The organism is Pseudomonas fluorescens, from assembly GCF_001902145.1.
In the GTDB taxonomy this organism is placed as follows: Bacteria; Pseudomonadota; Gammaproteobacteria; order Pseudomonadales; family Pseudomonadaceae; genus Aquipseudomonas; species Aquipseudomonas fluorescens_BV.
Map to the genome: position 1 here is coordinate 44,643 of NZ_MRST01000021.1, position 19,279 is coordinate 63,921.

Consider the following 19,279-nt stretch of genomic DNA (forward strand, 5'->3'; position numbering starts at 1 on the left):
ATAGCGCCGTTATTTTTTCCGCCCTTGGTGTCGTTATTTTTTCTTAGAGGCTCTTATGCTCAAAGCCATGATTGTGGACGATCACCCGTTCATTCGTTCAGCCGTAAGAATGCTTTTGAAGCAAGAGCTCTACCAGATTGTGGCGGAAGCCGGCAACGGCGCCGATGCGATCCAGCTGACTCGCGAGCATCAGCCGAACCTCGTGGTGCTGGATATCACCATGCCGGGGGTGGATGGCCTGAGTGCCCTGAATCGCATTTCGGAGCTCAAGCTGCCAGTTAAGGTCCTGGTGTTGACGTCGCTGTCTGCAGAGTTTTATGCCATGCGTTGCATGCGAGCGGGGGCGGCCGGCTTCGTTTCGAAGCAGGATGACATGGAGGAGTTAGTGAAGGCCGTCAACGCCATCAAGTCCGGCTATACCTTCTTTCCCGACCTGACCATGAATTCGGTGCGCAGAAAGGACGTCGATGCCTCGGAGCACAAGCTGATAGAGAGCCTTTCCGATAGAGAACTCTCAATCCTGCAACTGCTTGCCAGGGGCTTGAGTAACAAGCAGATCGGTGAACACATGTTTCTCAGCAACAAGACCATCAGTACGTATAAAGCTCGAATCGTTGAGAAACTCAACTTGAGGTCCTTGGTGCACCTGTCGGATCTGGCTAAACGAAATAACCTGGCCTGATGAAATATTCTCTACGGTTGTGCCTGTGCCTGTTTCCACTGGTGTTGCTGGTTTTCGGAGGGATGCAGCAGGCCCTTTCCGTTGAGCAGCCCGAGGTGGAATCCCTGCCATTGCTTGGGCGCTCTACGCTGGGCGAGCATCAGGTCGAACTGGCGGAGGCGGACTGGAGCTGGTTGCGCAAAAAAGGCACTTTATACCTTGGGGTGTCGGCACCGGATTACCCGCCCTTTGACCTGATCGGCAATGGCCGTAACTACGAGGGCCTGACCGCTGACTATGCGGGGATGCTGGCTCAGTTGCTGCATGTTCAGATACACGTGCGCCGATATGCCTCCAGAGCCGATGTGATCCGTGCGCTGAAAGAGGGCGAGATCGATCTGTTGGGCACCGCCAACGGTTTTGAAGCGTCGGATCCGGAACTGGTGATGTCGAGCGCTTATGCCGAAGATCAGCCGATGATCGTCACCCGCAGCGATGCCGGGGCTTCGTTTAGCCCGGATATGGCGGGAAAAAAGCTCGCCATGTTGTATCACTACCTGCCGCCGCAGACGGTCAGTCGCGCCTATCCCGATGCTGAACTGCAGCTCTATCCTTCGACCTTGAGTGCCATTGGTGCGGTTGCCTTCGGCAAGGCGGACGCTTACCTGGGCGATGCGATCGGTGCCAATTACCTGATCAGCATGGACTACCTGAATAACGTCAAACTCACCGACTTTTCACGGCTCGAAGGCAGTCGTTTTGCCTTTGCCTTTTCCGCCGCCAACACCCGGCTGCTGGGCATTACCAATGCCGCCATCGCGGTGATTCCCATTGAAGAACGTATGGCGATCCTGCGACGCTGGAGGGCCTCCGAGATGAACATCCCGGGGCTGGGCAGCTTGCACCTCACGCCCAAGGAACAACGCTGGCTGGAGGAGCATCCTCGCGTCACCGTGGCGGCGATGGAAAACTTCCTGCCGCTGTCTTTCTTCGATAAAAAAGGCGCGCTTCGCGGCGTCAGTGCCGACGTGCTGGCCAAGATCAGCCTGCGTACAGGTCTGAAGTTCGACGTAGTGCGCGGCACCTCCATGGCCCGGCAGATCGACACCCTGCATGCCGGGCAGGTCGACCTGCTGGCTGCCTTGACCCCGAGCTCCGAACGGGAAAGGCAGATGCGCTTCACAAGGCCGTATCTTTCCACGCCTTATGTGCTGATCAGCCGCGTCGGGCCGAACAGCCCGACGACCCTGGGCGACATGGCCGGCAAGCGCCTGGCGATCATTCGCGGCATGTTCCTCACCGACTACATCACCAGCCGCTTTGCGCGGGTGCAGATTGTGTATGCCGACAACGCCGCCCAGGTCATGGCGATGGTTGCCAACGGTGAGGTCGATGCCGGCGCCAATTCATTGCTCAGCGCCCGCTATATGATTTCGCGTCAGTACCGGGACCGTCTGCAGGTCACCAGCACCGTGGGCGTCGAGCCCGCCCGGTTTGCGTTCGTCACCAACCGTGGCGACCTGGAGCTGTATTCCATCCTGGATAAGGCGCTGCTGAGCATTTCGCCGGAGGAGATGGGCGAGATCACCAGTCGCTGGCGCAGTGAAGTGGTGGTCGATGACACTTTCTGGCTGCGTAATCGGGGCACGATCATCCAGGGCTTCTTGGTCGCCGGTGTCTTGCTGTTAGTGGCGATTGCCTGGATCGCTTACCTGCGCCGCTTGATCCATCGCCGCGAAGTGGCCGAGCGGGCACTCAACAACCAGCTGGAGTTCAAGCGGGCGTTGATCGACGGCACGCCCCATCCTATTTATGTGCGCGACCTCGAAGGGCGCATGGTGATCTGCAACACCAGTTATCTCGATGTGCTGGAGTTGAGCAATGAGGACGTGCAGGGCAAGCGCATCACGGACAACGTATTTTTCGACAGCGCCGAAGCGGCCAGCTTTCACGCCGAGTACCTGCAGGTGGTGCGTGATGGTGTGTCCAAGACACAGGACCGTGTAATGGTGCTGCCGGATGGGCGCCGGTTGACGATCTATCATTGGATGCTGCCGTACAGGGACAGCGAAGGGGTGATCAGCGGCATGATCGCCGGCTGGATCGATATCAGTGAGCGCGAACAGTTGCTGGGCATGGTCCAGGAAGCCAACCGGGCCAAGACCACCTTCCTGGCGACCATGAGCCATGAAATCCGCACGCCGCTGAACGCGGTGATCGGCATGCTCGAACTGGCCCTGAAAAAATCCGACCAGGGTGTGCTCGACCGCTTCGCGATTGAAGTCGCATCGGGCGCCGCCCATGGCTTGCTGGACCTGATTGGCGACATCCTCGATATCGCCAGGATCGAATCCGGCAAGCTGTCACTCACCCCCGGCCGCGCCAACCTCATGGAGCTGGTCAGGTCGGTGGCGCGGATCTTCGAAGGCTTGGCGGAGCAGAAACAGCTTAAATTGGAGCTGGAGCTCGATGCCCAGTCCGATTGCGATGTGGCGATTGACCCGTTGCGTTTCAAGCAGGTCATCTCCAACCTGGTCAGTAACGCGATCAAGTTCACCAGCGAAGGCCAGGTACGTGTGCACCTCGAGGTATTGGCCGCTCCCCCCGGCGAGCCGATGTCGATCCGCCTGGTGGTGGAAGACAGCGGCCAGGGCATCAGCGCCGAAGACCAGCAGCGCCTGTTCAGCCCCTTCACCCAGGCCAGCAACAATAACCAGTCTGGCCGCAGTGGTTCTGGGCTGGGGTTGGCCATCAGTCGTACGCTCTGCGAAATGATGGGTGGGCAACTGCGCTTGAACAGCGTGCTGGGGCAGGGCACTCAGGTCGAAGTGGTGCTGCAGGTCCCTGTGCTTGAGCCGCTGCCTGAGCAAGCGCCTTCCACCGTTGAAGAGTCCCCATCGCGGTCGCTGACAATACTGGTGGTCGATGACTACCCGGCCAACCGTCTGCTGTTGTCCAAGCAGCTCGGCTACCTGGGGCACACGCTGGTCGAGGCGCATGACGGTGCCCATGGCCTGCGCGCCTGGCGCAAGCAGCGCTTCGATGTGGTCATCACCGACTGCAACATGCCGGTCATGAACGGCTATGCCTTGGCCCGCGCCATCCGCGCCGAGGAGGCCGATCGTGAATTGCCGCGCAGCCTGATCATCGGCTTTACCGCTAACGCCCAACCGGATGAAAAGGCCCGTTGCCTGGACGCGGGCATGGACGACTGCCTGTTCAAACCCATCAGCCTGGAATCACTCAAGCAGCGCCTGGATGGGTGCGAGGTCGCAGACACGGAGTCTCCGGCGCAAGAGGGGCCTTCGGCGCAGACCGATGGCATCGACTTTGCCGCCCTGGAAAAACTGGTGCGCGGTGATCAGGCCGCGTTGCTCGATTTGTTGAATGACCTGGCCGTCAGCAACCAGGAAGACATGGAGCGCTTGCCCGAAGACTTCTCCACCCTGGACTGGCAAGAGATTTCGAACCTGGCGCACAAGGTCAAGGGGGGCGCACGTATCGTCAAAGCCAGAAAGCTGATCGCAGCGTGCGAACAAGTGGAAGCGGTGTGTGAGGCGAAGGACGATGCCCAGGTGGTGGAACAGGCGGTCGCTGGGTTGAGGCTGGAAATGTCGAAGCTGGCGACCTCTATGCAGGAGTATGTGCTAAACGCTTGAAAGGCAGAGGCTTCACTCGCCCAGCGTACGTGCCGTGCTGCGGTCATGCATGGGCGGGTCTGAAGCTGTAGGAAATTCCCTACACGGTCTTGGGCCGCGATAACTGTTTCGAGCCATACCACCTCCTTATCCTAGTCACAGGTGAACGGGTACAAGGTAAACAACGTCAACCTTGGTCCTAATAACCTTTCTTTGGATTTGGTCTACTAGAGGTGGTTTATGAGCTTTTCTAAAAAAGTCTTGTTGGGTTCTTTGTTGGCATTGTGTACTACCAGTGTGTTTGCTGTTGACTCGGCTGATTTGCGGGTGATTGGTACTATTGCGCCAGCGGCGTGTACGCCAACTTTTGCTGGTGGTGGCACTGTCGACTATGGCCTGATTTCCACGTCATCGCTGAATGCGGCAACAGCTACGCCTCTTGCGAAAAAGACGATTGACTATAACATCACATGTGATGCACCTATCAGCATTTCTACTGCATTCACTGACAGTCGGGCCGGTACTGCTTTTATACCAGGCCCGGCAAGCTTCGGTCTTGGCATGCAAGGTGCTGCCACCATTGGGCGATATACTGTTGCACATGTTGTTGGGTCAGCGACAGGAGACGGGAACGCAGTTGTGATTCTCCAGCAAAACAACCCGACCCGACCTTGGGCTGCGACTGTTACTGGAGATGTCTACCACGATGGTCTGCGCACTTATTCATACGGCAGCGCAGCGTCTCCAGATACACCAGGGACATATACCACTGTTACTGGTACCCTTGCCGTCACCGCAACAATCGCCCCCACCGATACTCTAAACTTGAGTGAGACGATCACGCTCGATGGTCTTTCTACTATGACGGTGCGCTACCCGTAATACTTATCGAGTGTATCAAGGTCGCGCCTTGCGATCGTGATGTTTGATTTTTACATTTGAATTGGATGTTTCGCGCTTCGCACTGTTTTTTAGTGTTTTGGGGCGGTGCGATGTCGCGTTCTCTCCGGGCAAATGTAAAAACTCTGTAGCTTGTTGTAGGTAAAGAATGGAAAGTTCAGCTCAGTCAGTTTTGGCCTAAATAACCGTTCTTTGAATTTGGTTTTTACAGGTGTTACTTATGGGTTTTTCTAGAAAATTAGCATTGGGTTCGTTGTTGGTGTTGAGCGCTACCCCTGTGTTTGCTGTGGATACGGCTGACTTGCAGGTGATCGCTACCATTGCCCCAACTGCATGCACTCCAACGTTTGCGGGTGGTGGCGTCATCGATTATGGCCTTATTCCTACTACGGCGTTAAATTCTGCAACAAGAACTTTGCTTCCCGTTCGAAGCATAAATTATTCCATTACTTGTGACGCCCCTATTGCGATTGGTACGTCCTGGCAAGATAGTCGAACCTCCAGCGCGGTGGGTGGCGGTCCTAGTGCCTTTGGACTGGGTATGCAAGGTAGCGCCAGTATTGGGCGCTATACCATTACGCAACGACCCGGCAGCGGTGCCACCGGTGACGGAGCGGCGGTGGATCTACTCCAACGGGATACTAATGGACCATGGGTCGCTGTCACTGTTGGCTTGCAGACTAATAGTAGTGCCCGTATTCAGGCATATGCTATGCCAGGTAATCCGGATCCGGCGGAATTTACAGTCTATGCGGGCACTTTTGAGGTGGCGCCCAGTATCGCCCCTACGAGCACCTTGGACCTAAGTAAGTCTATTGCTCTGGATGGTTTGGCGACGATGACGGTTCGTTATTTGTAACTCGCATGGGTAGTGTTGTGCCTGCGTAGGTAGGCGCAGTTTTAAATGTAAGTGCGCGGAAAAGTGTCTGAGGTTGTCAGTGCTTTAACCTCTTATCAAGTCTGTGTGGATCAATAGTTTTTAGTGGTTATGATTTAAAGGCTTGTGTTTTTGTTAAGGTTTTACCTGTTTTAATTAGTGTTCTTAACTCTTTAAGTGTCGGTGGGTCGGTTTTTTTTGTCAGGCGAGCTGGCCGTTATCAAGTGAGTGATTTTAACTTTGCGAGGTTTTTCTGTGAAAAGTTCATATAAGTTTGGTCTGTGCGCGTTGGTCGTGATTTCGTTAGTTATAGTCAGTGATATTTGCCGCGCGGCCGGCATGGTGCCTGAGACGTCTGTGGTTCTAATTAATGTCGGCGAAGGTGAGGGCACCATCAATGTCACCAATACCGATAGCAAGACCGCCTTGCTGTACACCTCATTGGAAAACCTGCCGGAAGATCAGGAGAGCTTCATCGTCGTGACGCCGCCGGTGGCTCGGGTTGAGGCGGGCGAGAAACAGCTGGTCCGATTTATTGTTCAGTCCGAGAAGCCGATCACCACGCAACGCCTCAAGCGCGTGGCTTTCGAGGGCATTCCGCAATCCGACCCCACAACCAAGGCGAAAATCGGTGTGACGGTACGTCAGGACCTGCCGGTGCTGATCAGCCCGGCAGATTTACCCGCCAAGACCGATCCCTGGACCTTGCTGGAGTGGAGCCTCAATGGCCGCAACCTGACGGTGAAGAACGACAGCCGTTACGTGGTGCGCCTCAACCAGGGCTTCAGTGTGATGCCGGCCAATCTCAAGCTGTCGCTGCCGGGTACCTACATCCTACCGGGGCAGACTCAACAGTTTGAATTACCCGCCGGCTCTTCCGTGGGGGCTGACGCCAAGGTGCGGATCTACCCGGTGACGACCTATGGCTTCGCTACCCAGCCTTTCGATGCACCACTGAAGACCCAGTAATCCCGTCCCGACCTCTTGAGTGGTATGCCCATGATTTTGCGACCAACGATGGCGCATTCCCGTCCAGGGAGTGCGTGTAACACCCCTGCGCCAATGCCAGCCTTGCGGGTCAAGCCGTTGCTGGCGGTGATCGCCGGCCTGATCGCTTGCGGCACACAGGAAGCCAGGGCCCAATCGCCTGCGGCACTCAAGGATGCACCCGCCCTGGCGTCGTTCGACATGGGCATGCTGAAAAGCCGTGGCCTTGACCCGAAAGTGGCGGAATACTTCAGCCACGCGCCACGGTTCTCCGAGGGGCGCCGTCGGGTTGGCCTGCACGTCAACGGCAGTCCTCGCGGCAGCGTTGAAGCGCGGTTCGATACCGAGGGTTCGTTGTGTTTCGACCGGACATTTCTGGACCAGGCCAACCTGCGGGTTCCCGGGGACAAGTACCGGCTGGGCAAGGGCGAAGCGCAGGCCGGCAACGACTGCTACGACTTCGCCGCGGCCTACCCACAAACCGAAGTGCAACTGCGCCCGAACCGCGAAGAAGTGGCCTTGCTGGTCAGCAGCGACGCTCTGCGCCCGGTCAGCGAAGACCTGGGCATCTACCAGGGCGGCGGCAGCGCCGGGCTGTTCAACTATGAAGTGCTGGGGCAGAACAACCAGTTCTCCGGCGGAACGAGCAGCTACTACGGGGCCAATACCGAGCTGGGTTTCAACGCCGGTGACTGGATTGTCCGCAGCCGCCAGGCGTACTCGATGCAGAATGAGGTGAGTAACTTCCAGTCGCTCTACACCTACGCACAGAAGACTTTCGTGCCGTTGAAATCGACGCTGCAGGCGGGGCAGATCAATATCAGCAACTCGGTGTTCCAGGGTGCGGCGATCACCGGTGTGCAGGTTATCCCGGAAGCGGCGTTGCAAGGTCGCAGCCAAGGCGGCGCCACGGTGGAAGGTATTGCCCAGAGTGCGGCGCGGGTGGAAGTGCGCCAGGCCGGTGCGCTGATCCACACCAGCCTGGTGCCTGCCGGGCCTTTCAGCCTGGCAAACGTCCAGCTGTTGAATGGGCGCACAGACCTAGATGTACGGGTGATCGAATCGGATGGTTCGCAGCGCAGCTTTACCATTCCCGCCGCCTCCCTGGCCCAGGTGTCGCTCAGCGAGCCGGGTTACTCGGTGGCTGCCGGTAAGGTGCGTACCTTCGACACCCGTGACATGCAGTCGCCGATGGTGGTGACTGGCTCGGGTGGCTGGCTGTTGAACCCCAATAACAAAGTGTCGACGGGGCTGATGCTCAGCGACAACGACTATCGGGCCGCGGCCTGGACCCTGGATTCGAGCCTGAGCCCCAGCACCTCAATGAGCGTGCAGAACAGCTTTTCCAATGCCGGCGAAGAGGGTAAGAGCGGCACCAAGGCGAGCGTTTCGCTGAGCACCAGCCTGACCTCGAAGATCAGCGCCGGCGTCAACGTCACCCAGCAGACCAAGGGCTATCGCGAACTGCTCGACACCACCCGTGAGCGGACTCCCGGCTATATCGAGGGCTTGACCCAAAGTCAGTACGGTTTTTCTCTGGGCTGGAACGATGAGGTGCTGGGTGCCTTGACCACCAGCTACTCGACCGGCACCAGCTTCGACGGGCGCAACACGCGACACCTGAATGCTTCCTGGACGAAAACCCTCAAGCACGCAACGGTCAGCCTGAACGTCGAGCGCTCCCTGGGCGGCAATCGCAAGGAGGATGAGTTTTATCGTGGGCGGCGCTCCTCCAGCGACGATGGCAACGCGATGTACCTCACGGTCAGCGTGCCCCTGGGCGGCAAACGCAATGTGCGGGCCTATGCCAACAAACGTGACGGCAGCACGCGTTTTGGCACCACTTTTGACGACAACAGCAATGATTTCGCGACCTATCGCTTGAGCGCCGAGCGCAACACCGAGCGCAAGGAACAAGACTTCTCCGGCAACGTCAACCTGATGCCGCGTTATGCTCAGGTCAACCTCGGTTATGCGCGTAACGGTACCGACAACACCAGCTACAGCGGCCAGTTGCGTGGCGGCATGGCCGTGCATGAAAACGGCGTGACGCTGTCGCCCTATGCCTTGACCGATACGTTCGGCGTGGCCAAGGTCGGCGACGTCGGCGGCGTCAAATTGACCACCCCGAGCGGCCCGGTATGGACCGATCCGTGGGGCAATGCAGTGATCCCGCAGCTCAATGCCTACCAGAACACCCGGGTAGAAATCGAGACCAAGAGCCTGCCGCGCAACGTCGATATCCAGAACGGTTTCAAGTCGGTGTCGGCCGGCCGTGGTTCGGTGCACAAACTCGACTTCTCGGTGGTCAAGTCGCGCCGTGCCTTGCTGAGGGTAACCGGTGCGGATGGCAAGCCGCTGAGCAAGGGGCTGGCCGTGTTCGACGCCAAGGACAACTTCGTCACCACCGTGGTGGATGATGGCAAGGTGTTCTTGACCAACGGGCAGTTGAGCGAAGGCCTGAACATTCACACCACCGAAAGCACTTCCTGCGTGATTCATTTCAGCCTCCCGCCAGAGCAGGACCTGAACGTCTATTTCGAAACCGCCAACGCCACGTGCGCGGCCGGTTGATGATCGATCCCCGTGTGGGGCGAGGAACCCTTATGAAAACTTCAATGTTCAGCCTCAAAGCGCTCTCCCTCAGCGTACTGCTGATCGGTGTCGCCGCGATGAGCGGGCAGGCGCTGGCCGATGAGTGCCAGATCAACCTGAGCGAGTCGCAGATGGATTTCGGGCAGGTCATTCCGCCCAGTTCCAACGCCGCCCTGAATGCGGGTAACCAGCACAATCTGGGCAGCCGCGTCATCAGCCTCAACGCCAGTTGCCCGCAACCGTCGAAGTTGCTGCTGGTGCTGCGCGGCGAGCAATTGGGTGCGGACTTCAAGTTCGCCAAGCAGGGCCAGACCCACGTGGCCTTGAGCAACGCCTTGCTCGATGGGCGCAGCGTCGACCTGGCCCTGGTCAAGTCGCCCGGTGCGGCACCGACGGCCTCCAGCCCGGTGGTCAACGCGGCGCCGGGGGACATGGTCATTCCGGTCAGCGGTGGCGTGCCGGCCACGGGGTCGGTGCTGTCATTGCAGGTGAACATCCAGCCCGTGGTACCGGTCGCCGAACTGCGTACTCGCGATGCCAAGACGCTGGAAGCCAACCTGTCGTTCCAGATAAGAACCTACTGAGCGGGATAAACGCTTTGTTGTAATACCGATGTTCCCTCCCTTTGCCCAGCGTTTGCTGGGTTTTTTTTACCCGGCTTTTTTAGTTCCACGTTTTTCCTTACGGGGCAATCCTTGGGAAATTTCATACAAAAACTGAGGCGGTTATCTCGGTTGTTTGCCCAGCCGCTAAAGCAAGATGAGCCTCAGCACTTCTCATGGAGAGTCCACATGCCTGTTTCTTCGTTGCGCGTCATCGTTCTTGAAGATCATTCTTTCCAGCGCACCATTGCCGTCAGCATGTTGCAGCAGCTGGGCTGTACAGCGGTGTTTCAGGCGGCGGACGGCGTAGAGGCCCTGGCGGTGCTGAACAAGGTCGGCCCGGTCGATATCGCACTGTGCGACCTGCGCATGGACGGCATGGATGGCCTGGAGTTTTTGCAGGCGGTCGGCCATGCGGGGCTGGTGGGTTCGGTGATCATCAGCAGTTCGCTGTCCGAGGAACTGCGTCGCACGGTGCGGCAGATCATCTCCTTGTTGGACCTGGAGTTGCTTGGCGATATTGGCAAGCCGCTGGATGAAGACGCCTTGGAGCGCTTGCTAAAAAAGCATTGCAGTCTGCCGCGTACTGGAGCACCGCCAGAGCCGCTGGAGGTACTGCCCGATGAGGCCGAGGTACGCCAGGCACTGGCGGCTCATGAGCTGTGTGCTTTCTTTCAACCGAAATTTATCCTGGAAACCGGGGAAATCAACGGCGTCGAAGTGCTGGCGCGTTGGCGGCATCGGTCGGGGAAAATACTGCCTCCACCTTGTTTTTTGCCGGTCCTGGAGCAGTGCGGCTTACTCGATGAATTGCTGTGCCAGCAGTTGCACGAAGGGCTGGCACTGCAACAGCAATTGCGGGCGCAGGGGCACGACCTTAATTTTGCCTTCAACCTTCACGCCGTGCAGTTGGCCAATGGCACCCTCGCTGCGCAGATCGCCAGCCTGCTCGGTGAGTACGGCGCGCGCGGTTCGAGCCTGACCTTCGAGTTGACCGAGAGCGGCCTGCTGCAAGCACCGGAAACCAGTCTGGAGTGTCTGTTTCGTCTGCAGATGATGGGTTGCCGATTGTCGATCGACGATTTCGGCACCGGCTTTTCTTCACTTCAGCGCTTGTCCCAACTGCCCTTCAACGAGATCAAGCTGGACGCGGGATTTATCCGGGCATTGGCGCAAGAACCGCGCAGCCATGCAGTGATCAGCAGCACCCTGGCGCTGGGTGAAACGCTGGGGATGACGGTGGTGGCAGAAGGCATCGAAACCGATGAGCAGCGCCAATCCTTGCTGAACATGGGCTGCACCCAAGGGCAGGGTTATTGGTATGCCAAGCCCATGAGCGGCGGCGACCTGTTGCGCTGGCTTGACGGCGAGCACCAGCGGAGTCGACGCGTATGACCAACAAAGCCCTGCGCATCCTGATCGCCGATGTTCGGCATGAGCCCTTGCTGCACATCGAAAAGTTGCTCAACCGCCTTGGCTATTACCGCATCGCGCCGATCAGCAGCTTCGATGAACTGGTGTTGCTCACCAGCGACCCGCATCAGCCATTCGACCTGTTGATCGTCAACAAGGCCCTGGCGGTGCCGTATGGCACAGATATCCAGCAGTTCTGCAGCGCCCGTCCGCATATCCGACATGTGCTGTTCTATGACAGCCCGGCGCCGTCGTTCCAGCCGGACGCCGGCTCGCTGAGCCTGTTGATGGGCCTCATCGATCCGCCATCCCAGTGGGCTTGCCTGAAAGCGCTGCCGTGGTTGCGCGCCCCGTTCGGGCCTGCGCCGTCCGACAGGAAATCTTTTCAATAATGGAGAGGCAATTACACAGGCGTTGGATGCGCCACTTAACCCAAGCGTGATGCTTTTATTTAAACCGTAAGAGAAAAAGAAAATGCAAATGTTCAAGACCCTTCCTGTACTGCTGCTGGTCGGTTCTGCCGTCCACCCGTCCCAGGCAGTTGCCGCCCCGGCCGACGAGCAGGGTTACTACGGCGTCGCCCGGGTGATCAGTGCCGAACGCAAAGCGCGCAATATGGATTCCAGCGCCCGCCCTGGTATTGGTTCGTTCGTGTCTGGCGACGACAGCCAGAAAGACATGACAGGGTCCATTGGCGTGGGTTACCGCTTCGGCAATGGCTGGCGCCTGGAGGGCGAGTTGAGCTTGCCGCAAAGCGATACATTCACCAGTGGCTCGACCACCTTCCCGACCAGTCTCAATGAGCACCACATCGACTCCCAACGCGTGATGCTCAATGCCTATCGCGACTTCCGTATTACCGAGAAGGTATCGATTTATGGTTCTGCCGGGCTGGGTCTTGCCCGTCTTGAGTCCAAGGGCTGGCAGGGCAATGAGTCGCGCCAGTATGGCGCCTCGACCCAGACCAACCTGGCCTGGTCGGTCGGTGCGGGTGTTGCCTACGACGTTACAGATCGCCTGGCTCTGGACCTAGGCTATCGCTACATCGATATGGGCGATACCGAAAGCGGCTGGAACAACTTCCCGAATGCCCGTGGCCTGCAGGATGAGAAGATGAAGGCTAACCTGGTCTCCAGCGAGTTCACACTGGGTGCTCGCTGGGCTTTCTAAATATAAAAGGCTAATGCCGGTCAGTTAAGTGAACGCACTGCTCAGAGCAACGAAGATCAAGTGTGGGAGCTGGCTTGCCTGCGAAAGCGGTGGTTCAGTTGAAGAATCAGTGACTGACGCGCCGCTATCGCGGGCAAGCCCACACAGGAGTCTGCGCCTAACTGACTGGCATTAAGCATTATGGCGGGGTCACTTGACCCCGCTCGTTCCTACAGGATGGCCGGCGGCGTACCTGATAAAATGCACGCGATTTACGCTATCCGACGTGTCAGTTATATCTTCACCATTACATAGAAAAGCTGCGGTTATTCACGGCTGCTTCAGGGATTGGCTGTAACAGTGCCTAGCGTTGGGCAAGGCGCTCAGATGCTTTGTGATAAGCCTGATCTCGCTCACGTTTATCAACGGCGACCACGAACACCGTAATTTCCTGATCGATCACTTGATAGACCAGCCTGTACCCGCTACTACGTAGTTTGATCTTGTAGCAGTCAGGCAGGCCATGTAGACGGTTAGCCTCAATACGTGGGTTGTTCAGGATTTCGACCAGCTTCTTCTTGAATTGCTGACGGAGGGTGTCGCCGAGTTTTTGCCATTCCTTCAATGCACGCGCATCAAAATCAAGGCTATAGATCATCCAACGAAACCCTCACTCGTTGAGGCGACGCAAGGCGCTCACGTACGGTCGCCATCAAGGCCTCGTCGTCTTCAGTCATCAGGACAGGCTTAAATGGCAACTGGCCGCGTTCGGCAACATATTGCAACGCCTGACGTATCAGTTCGGAAGGGGTGACACCGAGTTTCTCCAGCTCCAAGTAGGCGCGAGCTTTCAGGTCGTCATCGATACGGATGTTGATAGATGCCAAGGGATAGCTCCTCTTGTAATGACGTTGGTCATTACATTGGAGCAAGTGTGTTTCATTGGCAAGTCTGTCTGGACATACGGCAATCGCTCTCATTTGTTGATCCTATTTCTTGACCTTGGGCTTTGCCGGGCGCTTTTTATCCGTTTCCCTCACCGTTTCCCTCGGTCTTTTTTTCGCCTCTTGCTCTGTAACGTATTCACCGGTGACCGCATCGCGATATCTCGTTGGCATATAAGCATCCTTGATAGTATGCCGCCACGGTGGCGACCTCTTCAGGCTAGCTCAGAGGCTTATCTGCACAAGGTTCGATGCGCGAATTCTGGTTACCAAGCTTTTCCGAAACAGGTGCTTACGTTGTGCCGGCTCAGCAGTTTTCGGGCAGGGTTGCGTTGGCTGGGGTAGGGCGCTAACCTTCCGCCGTCGCCCTCATGGCGACCGGTTTTGACAGACTGATTTACAGGTGTACGACCTCCATGCGATTACAGGCTTTTCTGCTGTGACGTCGTTTTATGGCGGCTGTGCGTGGGGCATCTTCGGGTGCGCCGGGTCCTGTATACCGGTCTGTCAACCCGCGCATAGCTGCCACCTGATCTTGTTTGACAGCGGGATGTGGCAGCTTCCATTGCATACAGGAGCTACACAATGAGCAATTTCGATTTTGATTCCGCACTTTCCCCTCGAAAAATATTCCATGTAGGTGCAGATGTCGGCACCGAAGAAGCCCTGACAAACGCCACCGAAATCCTGTCATCCGCCCTTCAAACCGCTTACCAATGCGCCGAAGATCCAGTCAGCACGCAGTCGCCTGTGATCATGGCCCTGGCTCAACTGATCGAGAACGCGCAAGCCCTGGTGGAGGCTGTCCTCGAGCGTGATTTCCCCGCGGCCCAATAAATACCTGCCCCCTGAAATGAAAAAAGCCTGCTGAACTCAACGCTCAGCAGGCTTTTTTGCCGCGATCACCTGGTCAGGCAGGCTGCGCTACCAGGCTATTACTCACCTTGCGGCCCAACACCAGCACCGTCACAAAACCACACCCCACCAATATGGTCGCCAGGCTCAACAACACCGCGCTGCCGAGTTGATCGACGATCCGTCCACCAAAGAAAGAGCCCAGGGCAATGATCACCTGAAACAACGCCACGAATAGCGGCATGCCTCGCTCCACATCCTTGGGCGCCACCACGAACATCCAGATACTGGCGCAGGCCGGGAAAGCGCCAAAGGCGAAGCCCCAGAGGGCGATCAGCACCACGGCGCCCGTCATACCGGTGGCGAAGTAGGGGAACAGGGCGGTGCTGGTACCGATCATCAGCGCCACCAGCAGCAAGGTGTTGCGTACGCTGCGGTTGGCGGCGAAGCCGGCGAACACATTACCCAGCACGCCTGCGACGCCATACAACAGCAACAATGAGCCAATCGTCGGCCCGTCGAAGCCGGAGCTGTGTTTAAAGAAGGGCGCGACATAAGTGTACGCGGCAAAGTGCGCCAGGCCGATCAGCAGTACGGCGATCAACCCGACCCGCGCTTGTGGGTTGATAAACAGGGCCGGCAGGTCGCGTACCTCAATGGCCTTTTCCGGGTTGAGGCGCGGCAGCAGGAAGACTTGCGCCAGCAGCACTGGCACACCCACCAGCGCGGTGACCAGAAAGGTCATGCGCCAGCCCATCAGGCCGCTGAGCCAGGTGCCTACGGGCACGCCGAGTACGGTGGCCAGGGTCACACCCATCATGATGATCGACGTAGCTTTTGCGACGCCCACGCCCTTGGGCGCCAGCCTGCCGCTGAGGGCGATGGCCGTGGCCCAGAAACCGCCGATGCTGATGCCCAGCAGTACGCGGCCGAACAGCAGCAGGCTGAAGTCACTGGCAAAAGCCACCACCGCGTTGGCGAGGATCATGACCAGCGTCAGGCCGATTAGCAGATAGCGGCGGTCCATGGCGCCAATGCCGACAGACAGCAACGGCGCGGCGAGGGCCGCCATGATGCCGGGCAGGGTGACCATCAGGCCTGCGTGGCCGGCACTGATGCCCAGGTCGCTGGCGACGTCGTTGAGTACGCCCACCGGCAGAAACTCGCTGGTCACCAGGGCAAAGGCACCCACGGCGACCGAAAGAATCGCCAGCCACTGCTGTTTGACGCTTTGTTGATTATGTTCGGGAAGGCCGCTAGGGGCCTGGCTCGCGCTTGGCATGGTGTGGGGTTCCAAGGTGAAAGTCGCCTGAAAGCAGACGCAGGAGAGGGAAGCTGGAGGCGATTATAGGAATCAGTGCTGGCAATCGAGCAGGCGCTCGTTTCGATAGTAATCATCAGTGCTATCGATGTGAGGTTTTGAAGAGTCCTCACTCTGCATCACAAACGAAAGCCCGAAGTTGATTCAGCTCCGAGCTTTCCGGTTATGACGATGTTTAAGGAAGGCGCAGCGGTAAATTTTTTAGCTAGCCAACGCATTCAGCACATGTACTGGGTCATTATGGATAGCTTTCAATAACGCCTTTGCCGGCCCAGTAGGTTCGCGACGACCCTGCTCCCAGTTGCGCAACGTGCCGAGCTGAACGTCAATCAGCGCTGCGAATTTAGCCTGGGTGAGCCCTGTCGCCTTACGGATCTCTTTGACTCGCATTGAGTCAATATGGAATTCACGGGAAGGCTCCCGTTCTCCGCTCAGGATCTCGTTCATCTCTTGAACGCTTTCCATCAAGTCATCAAAAAATCTGCTCATAGCTATCTCCAGTGCTCAATCGCAGCCTTCAGTGACTTGCGCTCGTCGGCGCTCAAGTCCTGCTGTTCATTTTTGGGATAGATCATCAGTAAAACAATCTGTGATGCCGAGACGAAGTGGTAATAGATCACACGTGCCCCGCCTCGTTTTCCATGGCCCTTGGCTGCTACTCGTATCTTGCGAATGCCACCCGTACCCTCGATAACGTCGCCGGCAGCGGGATTCACTACAAGCACGTTCTGAAAGGCCATGTAGGCATCCTCGTCGATCAGTTCTTTAACGCGACGGGTGAAGACCGATGTCTCTATGAAAATCATCGCTAATGTACGCCATTGGCTTAGTTCGCTGCAATCCTAGCCGTGCGTGCTTCGGTGCGCACTCGGTGAGTTGTAACTGCTTTTTGACCCACTCGGATACGGCCAATTATGTTCTGGCCAACCGCCCCAAAAGACATTCAATAAATACCCCCTCCGCCCGACTCATCTTCTGCTCCCGATTCCACAGCAGGTGAATATCCACATCCGCAATGCCCTCATCCGGCGGCAGCCGCCAGAGCAGCCCTTTCTCCACATCCTCAGCCACCACATGCACCGGCAGGCATCCCAGGCCATACCCGGCAATCACCAGGCGCCGCACTTCTTCCAGGCTGGAAGACGACGCTACGATCCGTCCACCGAACCCTTGTTGATCGCGAAAAATCGTCAGCGGCGACAACATGCCGCCGATCTGGTCGCTGGTAAAACTCACGAAGTTTTCCGATTGCAGATCCCCTTCGACCAACCCTGTGCGTGCGAATAATGGGTGGTGTTTTCCACAAAAAAACGCATAGCGCTGACGCAGGAACAGATGCTGTTCCAGGCGCGGTTGCGGCCGGCGATTGAGGCTAAGCCCCAGGGTTGCGGTTTTTTCCAGCAGCGCGGCGACGATGTCGGAGCTGCGCATCACTTCGACCTCCAGGTCTACCCGTGGATGCTCGCGATGAAAGCCTGCGAGGAAGTCATCGAAGGTGGCCGAATTAATGCGGCTGATCATCAGCAAGCGCACCTTGCCGATGACTTCATCACCAGGCTTTTGCAGGGCATTGCTCATCTGCGAGACCTGGCCGTACATCTCGCCGGCAATCGCGAAAATCTGTTCACCGGCCTCGGTGAGCACGAAGCGCGGGCCACGACGCAGGATGAGCTGGCAGTCGAGCTGTTCTTCCAGGCGCTTGAGCGCCTGGCTGATTGCCGGTTGCGTCAGGTGCAGGCGCGCGGCGGCGCGGCTGATGCTCAGTTCCTGGCCGATCACGCGGAAGGTGCGCAGCAGGTTCCAGTCCAAGCGGTCGTTGAGCAGGGGGGGAATGTCGCGGCGGGACTCGGGCATGGTGTCGCTCGATAATAAGCAGTATTTATAATCAAGATAATAAATAGAAAATTGACTAATCATAGCCCCAGGCCGAAAAATCAGGCTTAACAAGTGCCATCAGAGCGCATCGGTTTGACCTTCTCCTGCCAAAAAAATAACCAAAGGAGCCAGCCCCATGAAGCCTTCCGCTTCGCCGCAGCCTCGCCGTGCCGCGGCCGCCGCCTTTATCGGCACCATGATCGAGTGGTACGACTTTTACATCTATGCCACCGCTGCGGCGCTGGTGTTCGGTCAGCTGTTCTTCCCCTCCGACGATAAATTGTTCAGCACCATGGCCGCATTCGGCACCTTCGCTGTGGGCTTTTTCGCACGGCCGTTGGGCGGCATCGTGTTCGGTCATATCGGCGACCGCATCGGCCGTAAGAAATCCTTGGTGATTACCCTCGTGATGATGGGCGTGGTCACGGTGTGCATCGGCCTGTTACCGACCTATGCCCAGATCGGCGCCGCCGCGCCAGTGCTGTTAATCCTGTTACGCGTGGTGCAGGGCATTGCGGTCGGCGGCGAGTGGGGCGGGGCGGTATTGATGGCCGGGGAGCACGCGCCAAAGGGGCGTCGTAACTTCTTTGCATCCTTTGCGCAGTTGGGTAGCCCGGCGGGTTTGATCCTTTCCCTGCTGGCGTTCAGCGCCGTCACTCGTCTGCCGGAAGAAGACCTGCTCAGTTGGGGCTGGCGCCTGCCGTTCCTGGCCAGTGCGTTGTTGCTGATCGTTGGCCTGGCGATTCGCCTGGGTGTGAACGAGTCGCCGGAGTTCCTCGAAGACAAAGCCCTGGCGGAAAAAGCCCGTGCCATCAAGAAGGACCAAGCCCCCGTGTTGGAGGTGTTGAAGACCGCTTGGCGTCCACTGCTGCTGTGCATTGGCGCCAACACCCTGGGCATTGCCGGCGTGTATTTCACCAACACCTTCATGATTGCCTACAGCACTCAGCAACTGGGCCTACCGCGATCGCTGATCCTGGAGTGCCTGTTCTTGGTTGCCATTATCCAGTTCTGCGTTCAGCCATTGGCCGCCTGGGTGGCGGAGAAGGTCGGTGCTACGCGGTTCCTGTGCGCCATGTGCGTACTGGCAATGGCCTCGCCGTACCCGATGTTCGTCTTGGTCAGCAGCGGCCAGGCACCCTTGATCATCCTCGGCATTGCCTTGGCGGTGGTGTGCATGGCGTCGTTCTACGCCGTCATCGCGGGCTTTGTCAGCGGCCTGTTTGAAACCCGTGTGCGTTACACCGCGATCTCCCTGGCTTACCAGGTATGCGGCGCGTTGGCCGGCGGCCTGACACCGTTGATCGGCACCTGGCTGGCCCATCAATACCTGGGCCAATGGTGGCCGATGGCAGTGTTTTACAGCGTGATCGCGGCGGTCTCGTTGGTGTGCGTGCTGGCCTTGTCCCGCCGCCACGCTACGGCCCACCGCCTGGAAATGGCACACAGTTGAAGGAGTCAG

The 19,279-nt window shown here is 57.9% G+C and carries 18 protein-coding genes; 12 read left to right on the forward strand and 6 right to left on the reverse strand.

Annotation, left to right across the window (positions count from 1 at the left end):
* Positions 1–55 precede the first annotated feature (55 nt).
* The 10 genes from BUE92_RS08810 to BUE92_RS08855 all read left to right on the forward strand — a co-directional run bounded on the left by BUE92_RS08810 (position 56) and on the right by BUE92_RS08855 (position 12,843).
* Positions 56–682, forward strand: coding sequence for a response regulator transcription factor (locus BUE92_RS08810; protein ID WP_073523164.1), 627 nt, complete (start codon positions 56–58; stop codon positions 680–682).
* A complete protein-coding gene (locus BUE92_RS08815; protein WP_073523166.1) occupies positions 682–4,320 on the forward strand; it encodes a transporter substrate-binding domain-containing protein in 3,639 nt (1,212 codons plus the stop codon). Before BUE92_RS08810 ends, BUE92_RS08815 begins: the two co-directional genes overlap by 1 nt.
* Before the next feature lie 219 nt (positions 4,321–4,539).
* Positions 4,540–5,181, forward strand: coding sequence for a DUF1120 domain-containing protein (locus tag BUE92_RS08820; protein WP_073523168.1), 642 nt, complete (start codon positions 4,540–4,542; stop codon positions 5,179–5,181).
* A gap of 238 nt (positions 5,182–5,419) precedes the next feature.
* On the forward strand, positions 5,420–6,058 hold the full coding sequence (locus BUE92_RS08825; RefSeq protein ID WP_073523170.1) for a DUF1120 domain-containing protein: 639 nt from the start codon (positions 5,420–5,422) through the stop codon (positions 6,056–6,058).
* Positions 6,059–6,370: 312 nt separating this feature from the next.
* Positions 6,371–7,045, forward strand: a complete 675-nt coding sequence (locus BUE92_RS08830) for a fimbria/pilus chaperone family protein (RefSeq protein WP_256673946.1) — start codon at positions 6,371–6,373, stop codon at positions 7,043–7,045.
* Positions 7,046–7,075: 30 nt separating this feature from the next.
* Positions 7,076–9,637 carry a fimbrial biogenesis usher protein gene (locus tag BUE92_RS08835; RefSeq protein ID WP_178380696.1) on the forward strand — a complete coding sequence of 854 codons (2,562 nt, stop codon included), beginning with the start codon at positions 7,076–7,078 and terminating at the stop codon, positions 9,635–9,637.
* A gap of 32 nt (positions 9,638–9,669) precedes the next feature.
* Positions 9,670–10,242 (forward strand): hypothetical protein, encoded by a 573-nt coding sequence (locus tag BUE92_RS08840; RefSeq protein WP_143169962.1) that lies wholly within the window; start codon positions 9,670–9,672, stop codon positions 10,240–10,242.
* Between the two features lie 207 nt (positions 10,243–10,449).
* A complete protein-coding gene (locus BUE92_RS08845; protein ID WP_073523174.1) occupies positions 10,450–11,655 on the forward strand; it encodes an EAL domain-containing response regulator in 1,206 nt (401 codons plus the stop codon).
* Entirely contained in the window at positions 11,652–12,065 is a 414-nt protein-coding gene (locus BUE92_RS08850) for a hypothetical protein (protein ID WP_073523175.1), read from the forward strand. Before BUE92_RS08845 ends, BUE92_RS08850 begins: the two co-directional genes overlap by 4 nt.
* A gap of 88 nt (positions 12,066–12,153) precedes the next feature.
* Positions 12,154–12,843 carry an outer membrane protein gene (locus tag BUE92_RS08855; RefSeq protein ID WP_256673947.1) on the forward strand — a complete coding sequence of 230 codons (690 nt, stop codon included), beginning with the start codon at positions 12,154–12,156 and terminating at the stop codon, positions 12,841–12,843.
* Between the two features lie 343 nt (positions 12,844–13,186).
* On the opposite strand, the gene BUE92_RS08860 is transcribed toward BUE92_RS08855, so the two are convergent.
* Positions 13,187–13,480: a type II toxin-antitoxin system RelE family toxin gene (locus BUE92_RS08860; RefSeq protein WP_073523177.1), complete on the reverse strand. Its 294-nt coding sequence runs from the start codon at positions 13,478–13,480 to the stop codon at positions 13,187–13,189.
* Positions 13,470–13,709, reverse strand: coding sequence for a type II toxin-antitoxin system RelB/DinJ family antitoxin (locus BUE92_RS08865; protein WP_073523456.1), 240 nt, complete (start codon positions 13,707–13,709; stop codon positions 13,470–13,472). The genes BUE92_RS08860 and BUE92_RS08865 overlap by 11 nt, the downstream gene beginning before the upstream one ends.
* Before the next feature lie 642 nt (positions 13,710–14,351).
* On the opposite strand from BUE92_RS08865, the gene BUE92_RS08875 reads away from it, so the two are divergent.
* Positions 14,352–14,603 (forward strand): DUF6124 family protein, encoded by a 252-nt coding sequence (locus BUE92_RS08875; RefSeq protein WP_073523182.1) that lies wholly within the window; start codon positions 14,352–14,354, stop codon positions 14,601–14,603.
* A 73-nt stretch (positions 14,604–14,676) separates the two neighbouring features.
* On the opposite strand, the gene BUE92_RS08880 is transcribed toward BUE92_RS08875, so the two are convergent.
* The 4 genes from BUE92_RS08880 to BUE92_RS08895 all read right to left on the reverse strand — a co-directional run bounded on the left by BUE92_RS08880 (position 14,677) and on the right by BUE92_RS08895 (position 17,796).
* Complete coding sequence (locus BUE92_RS08880; RefSeq protein ID WP_073523184.1) at positions 14,677–15,903, reverse strand: MFS transporter; 1,227 nt, start codon at positions 15,901–15,903, stop codon at positions 14,677–14,679.
* A gap of 240 nt (positions 15,904–16,143) precedes the next feature.
* Complete coding sequence (nadS, locus tag BUE92_RS08885; protein ID WP_073523186.1) at positions 16,144–16,431, reverse strand: NadS family protein; 288 nt, start codon at positions 16,429–16,431, stop codon at positions 16,144–16,146.
* 2 nt (positions 16,432–16,433) lie between these two features.
* A complete protein-coding gene (locus BUE92_RS08890; RefSeq protein ID WP_073523188.1) occupies positions 16,434–16,748 on the reverse strand; it encodes a type II toxin-antitoxin system RelE/ParE family toxin in 315 nt (104 codons plus the stop codon).
* Positions 16,749–16,854: 106 nt separating this feature from the next.
* The gene (locus BUE92_RS08895) at positions 16,855–17,796 is read right to left on the reverse strand and encodes a LysR family transcriptional regulator (RefSeq protein ID WP_073523191.1); all 942 of its coding nucleotides are present in this window, start codon (positions 17,794–17,796) and stop codon (positions 16,855–16,857) included.
* 157 nt (positions 17,797–17,953) lie between these two features.
* Between BUE92_RS08895 and BUE92_RS08900 the strand changes: the two genes are divergently transcribed.
* On the forward strand, positions 17,954–19,270 hold the full coding sequence (locus tag BUE92_RS08900; RefSeq protein ID WP_073523193.1) for an MFS transporter: 1,317 nt from the start codon (positions 17,954–17,956) through the stop codon (positions 19,268–19,270).
* The last annotated feature ends 9 nt before the right edge of the window (positions 19,271–19,279 follow it).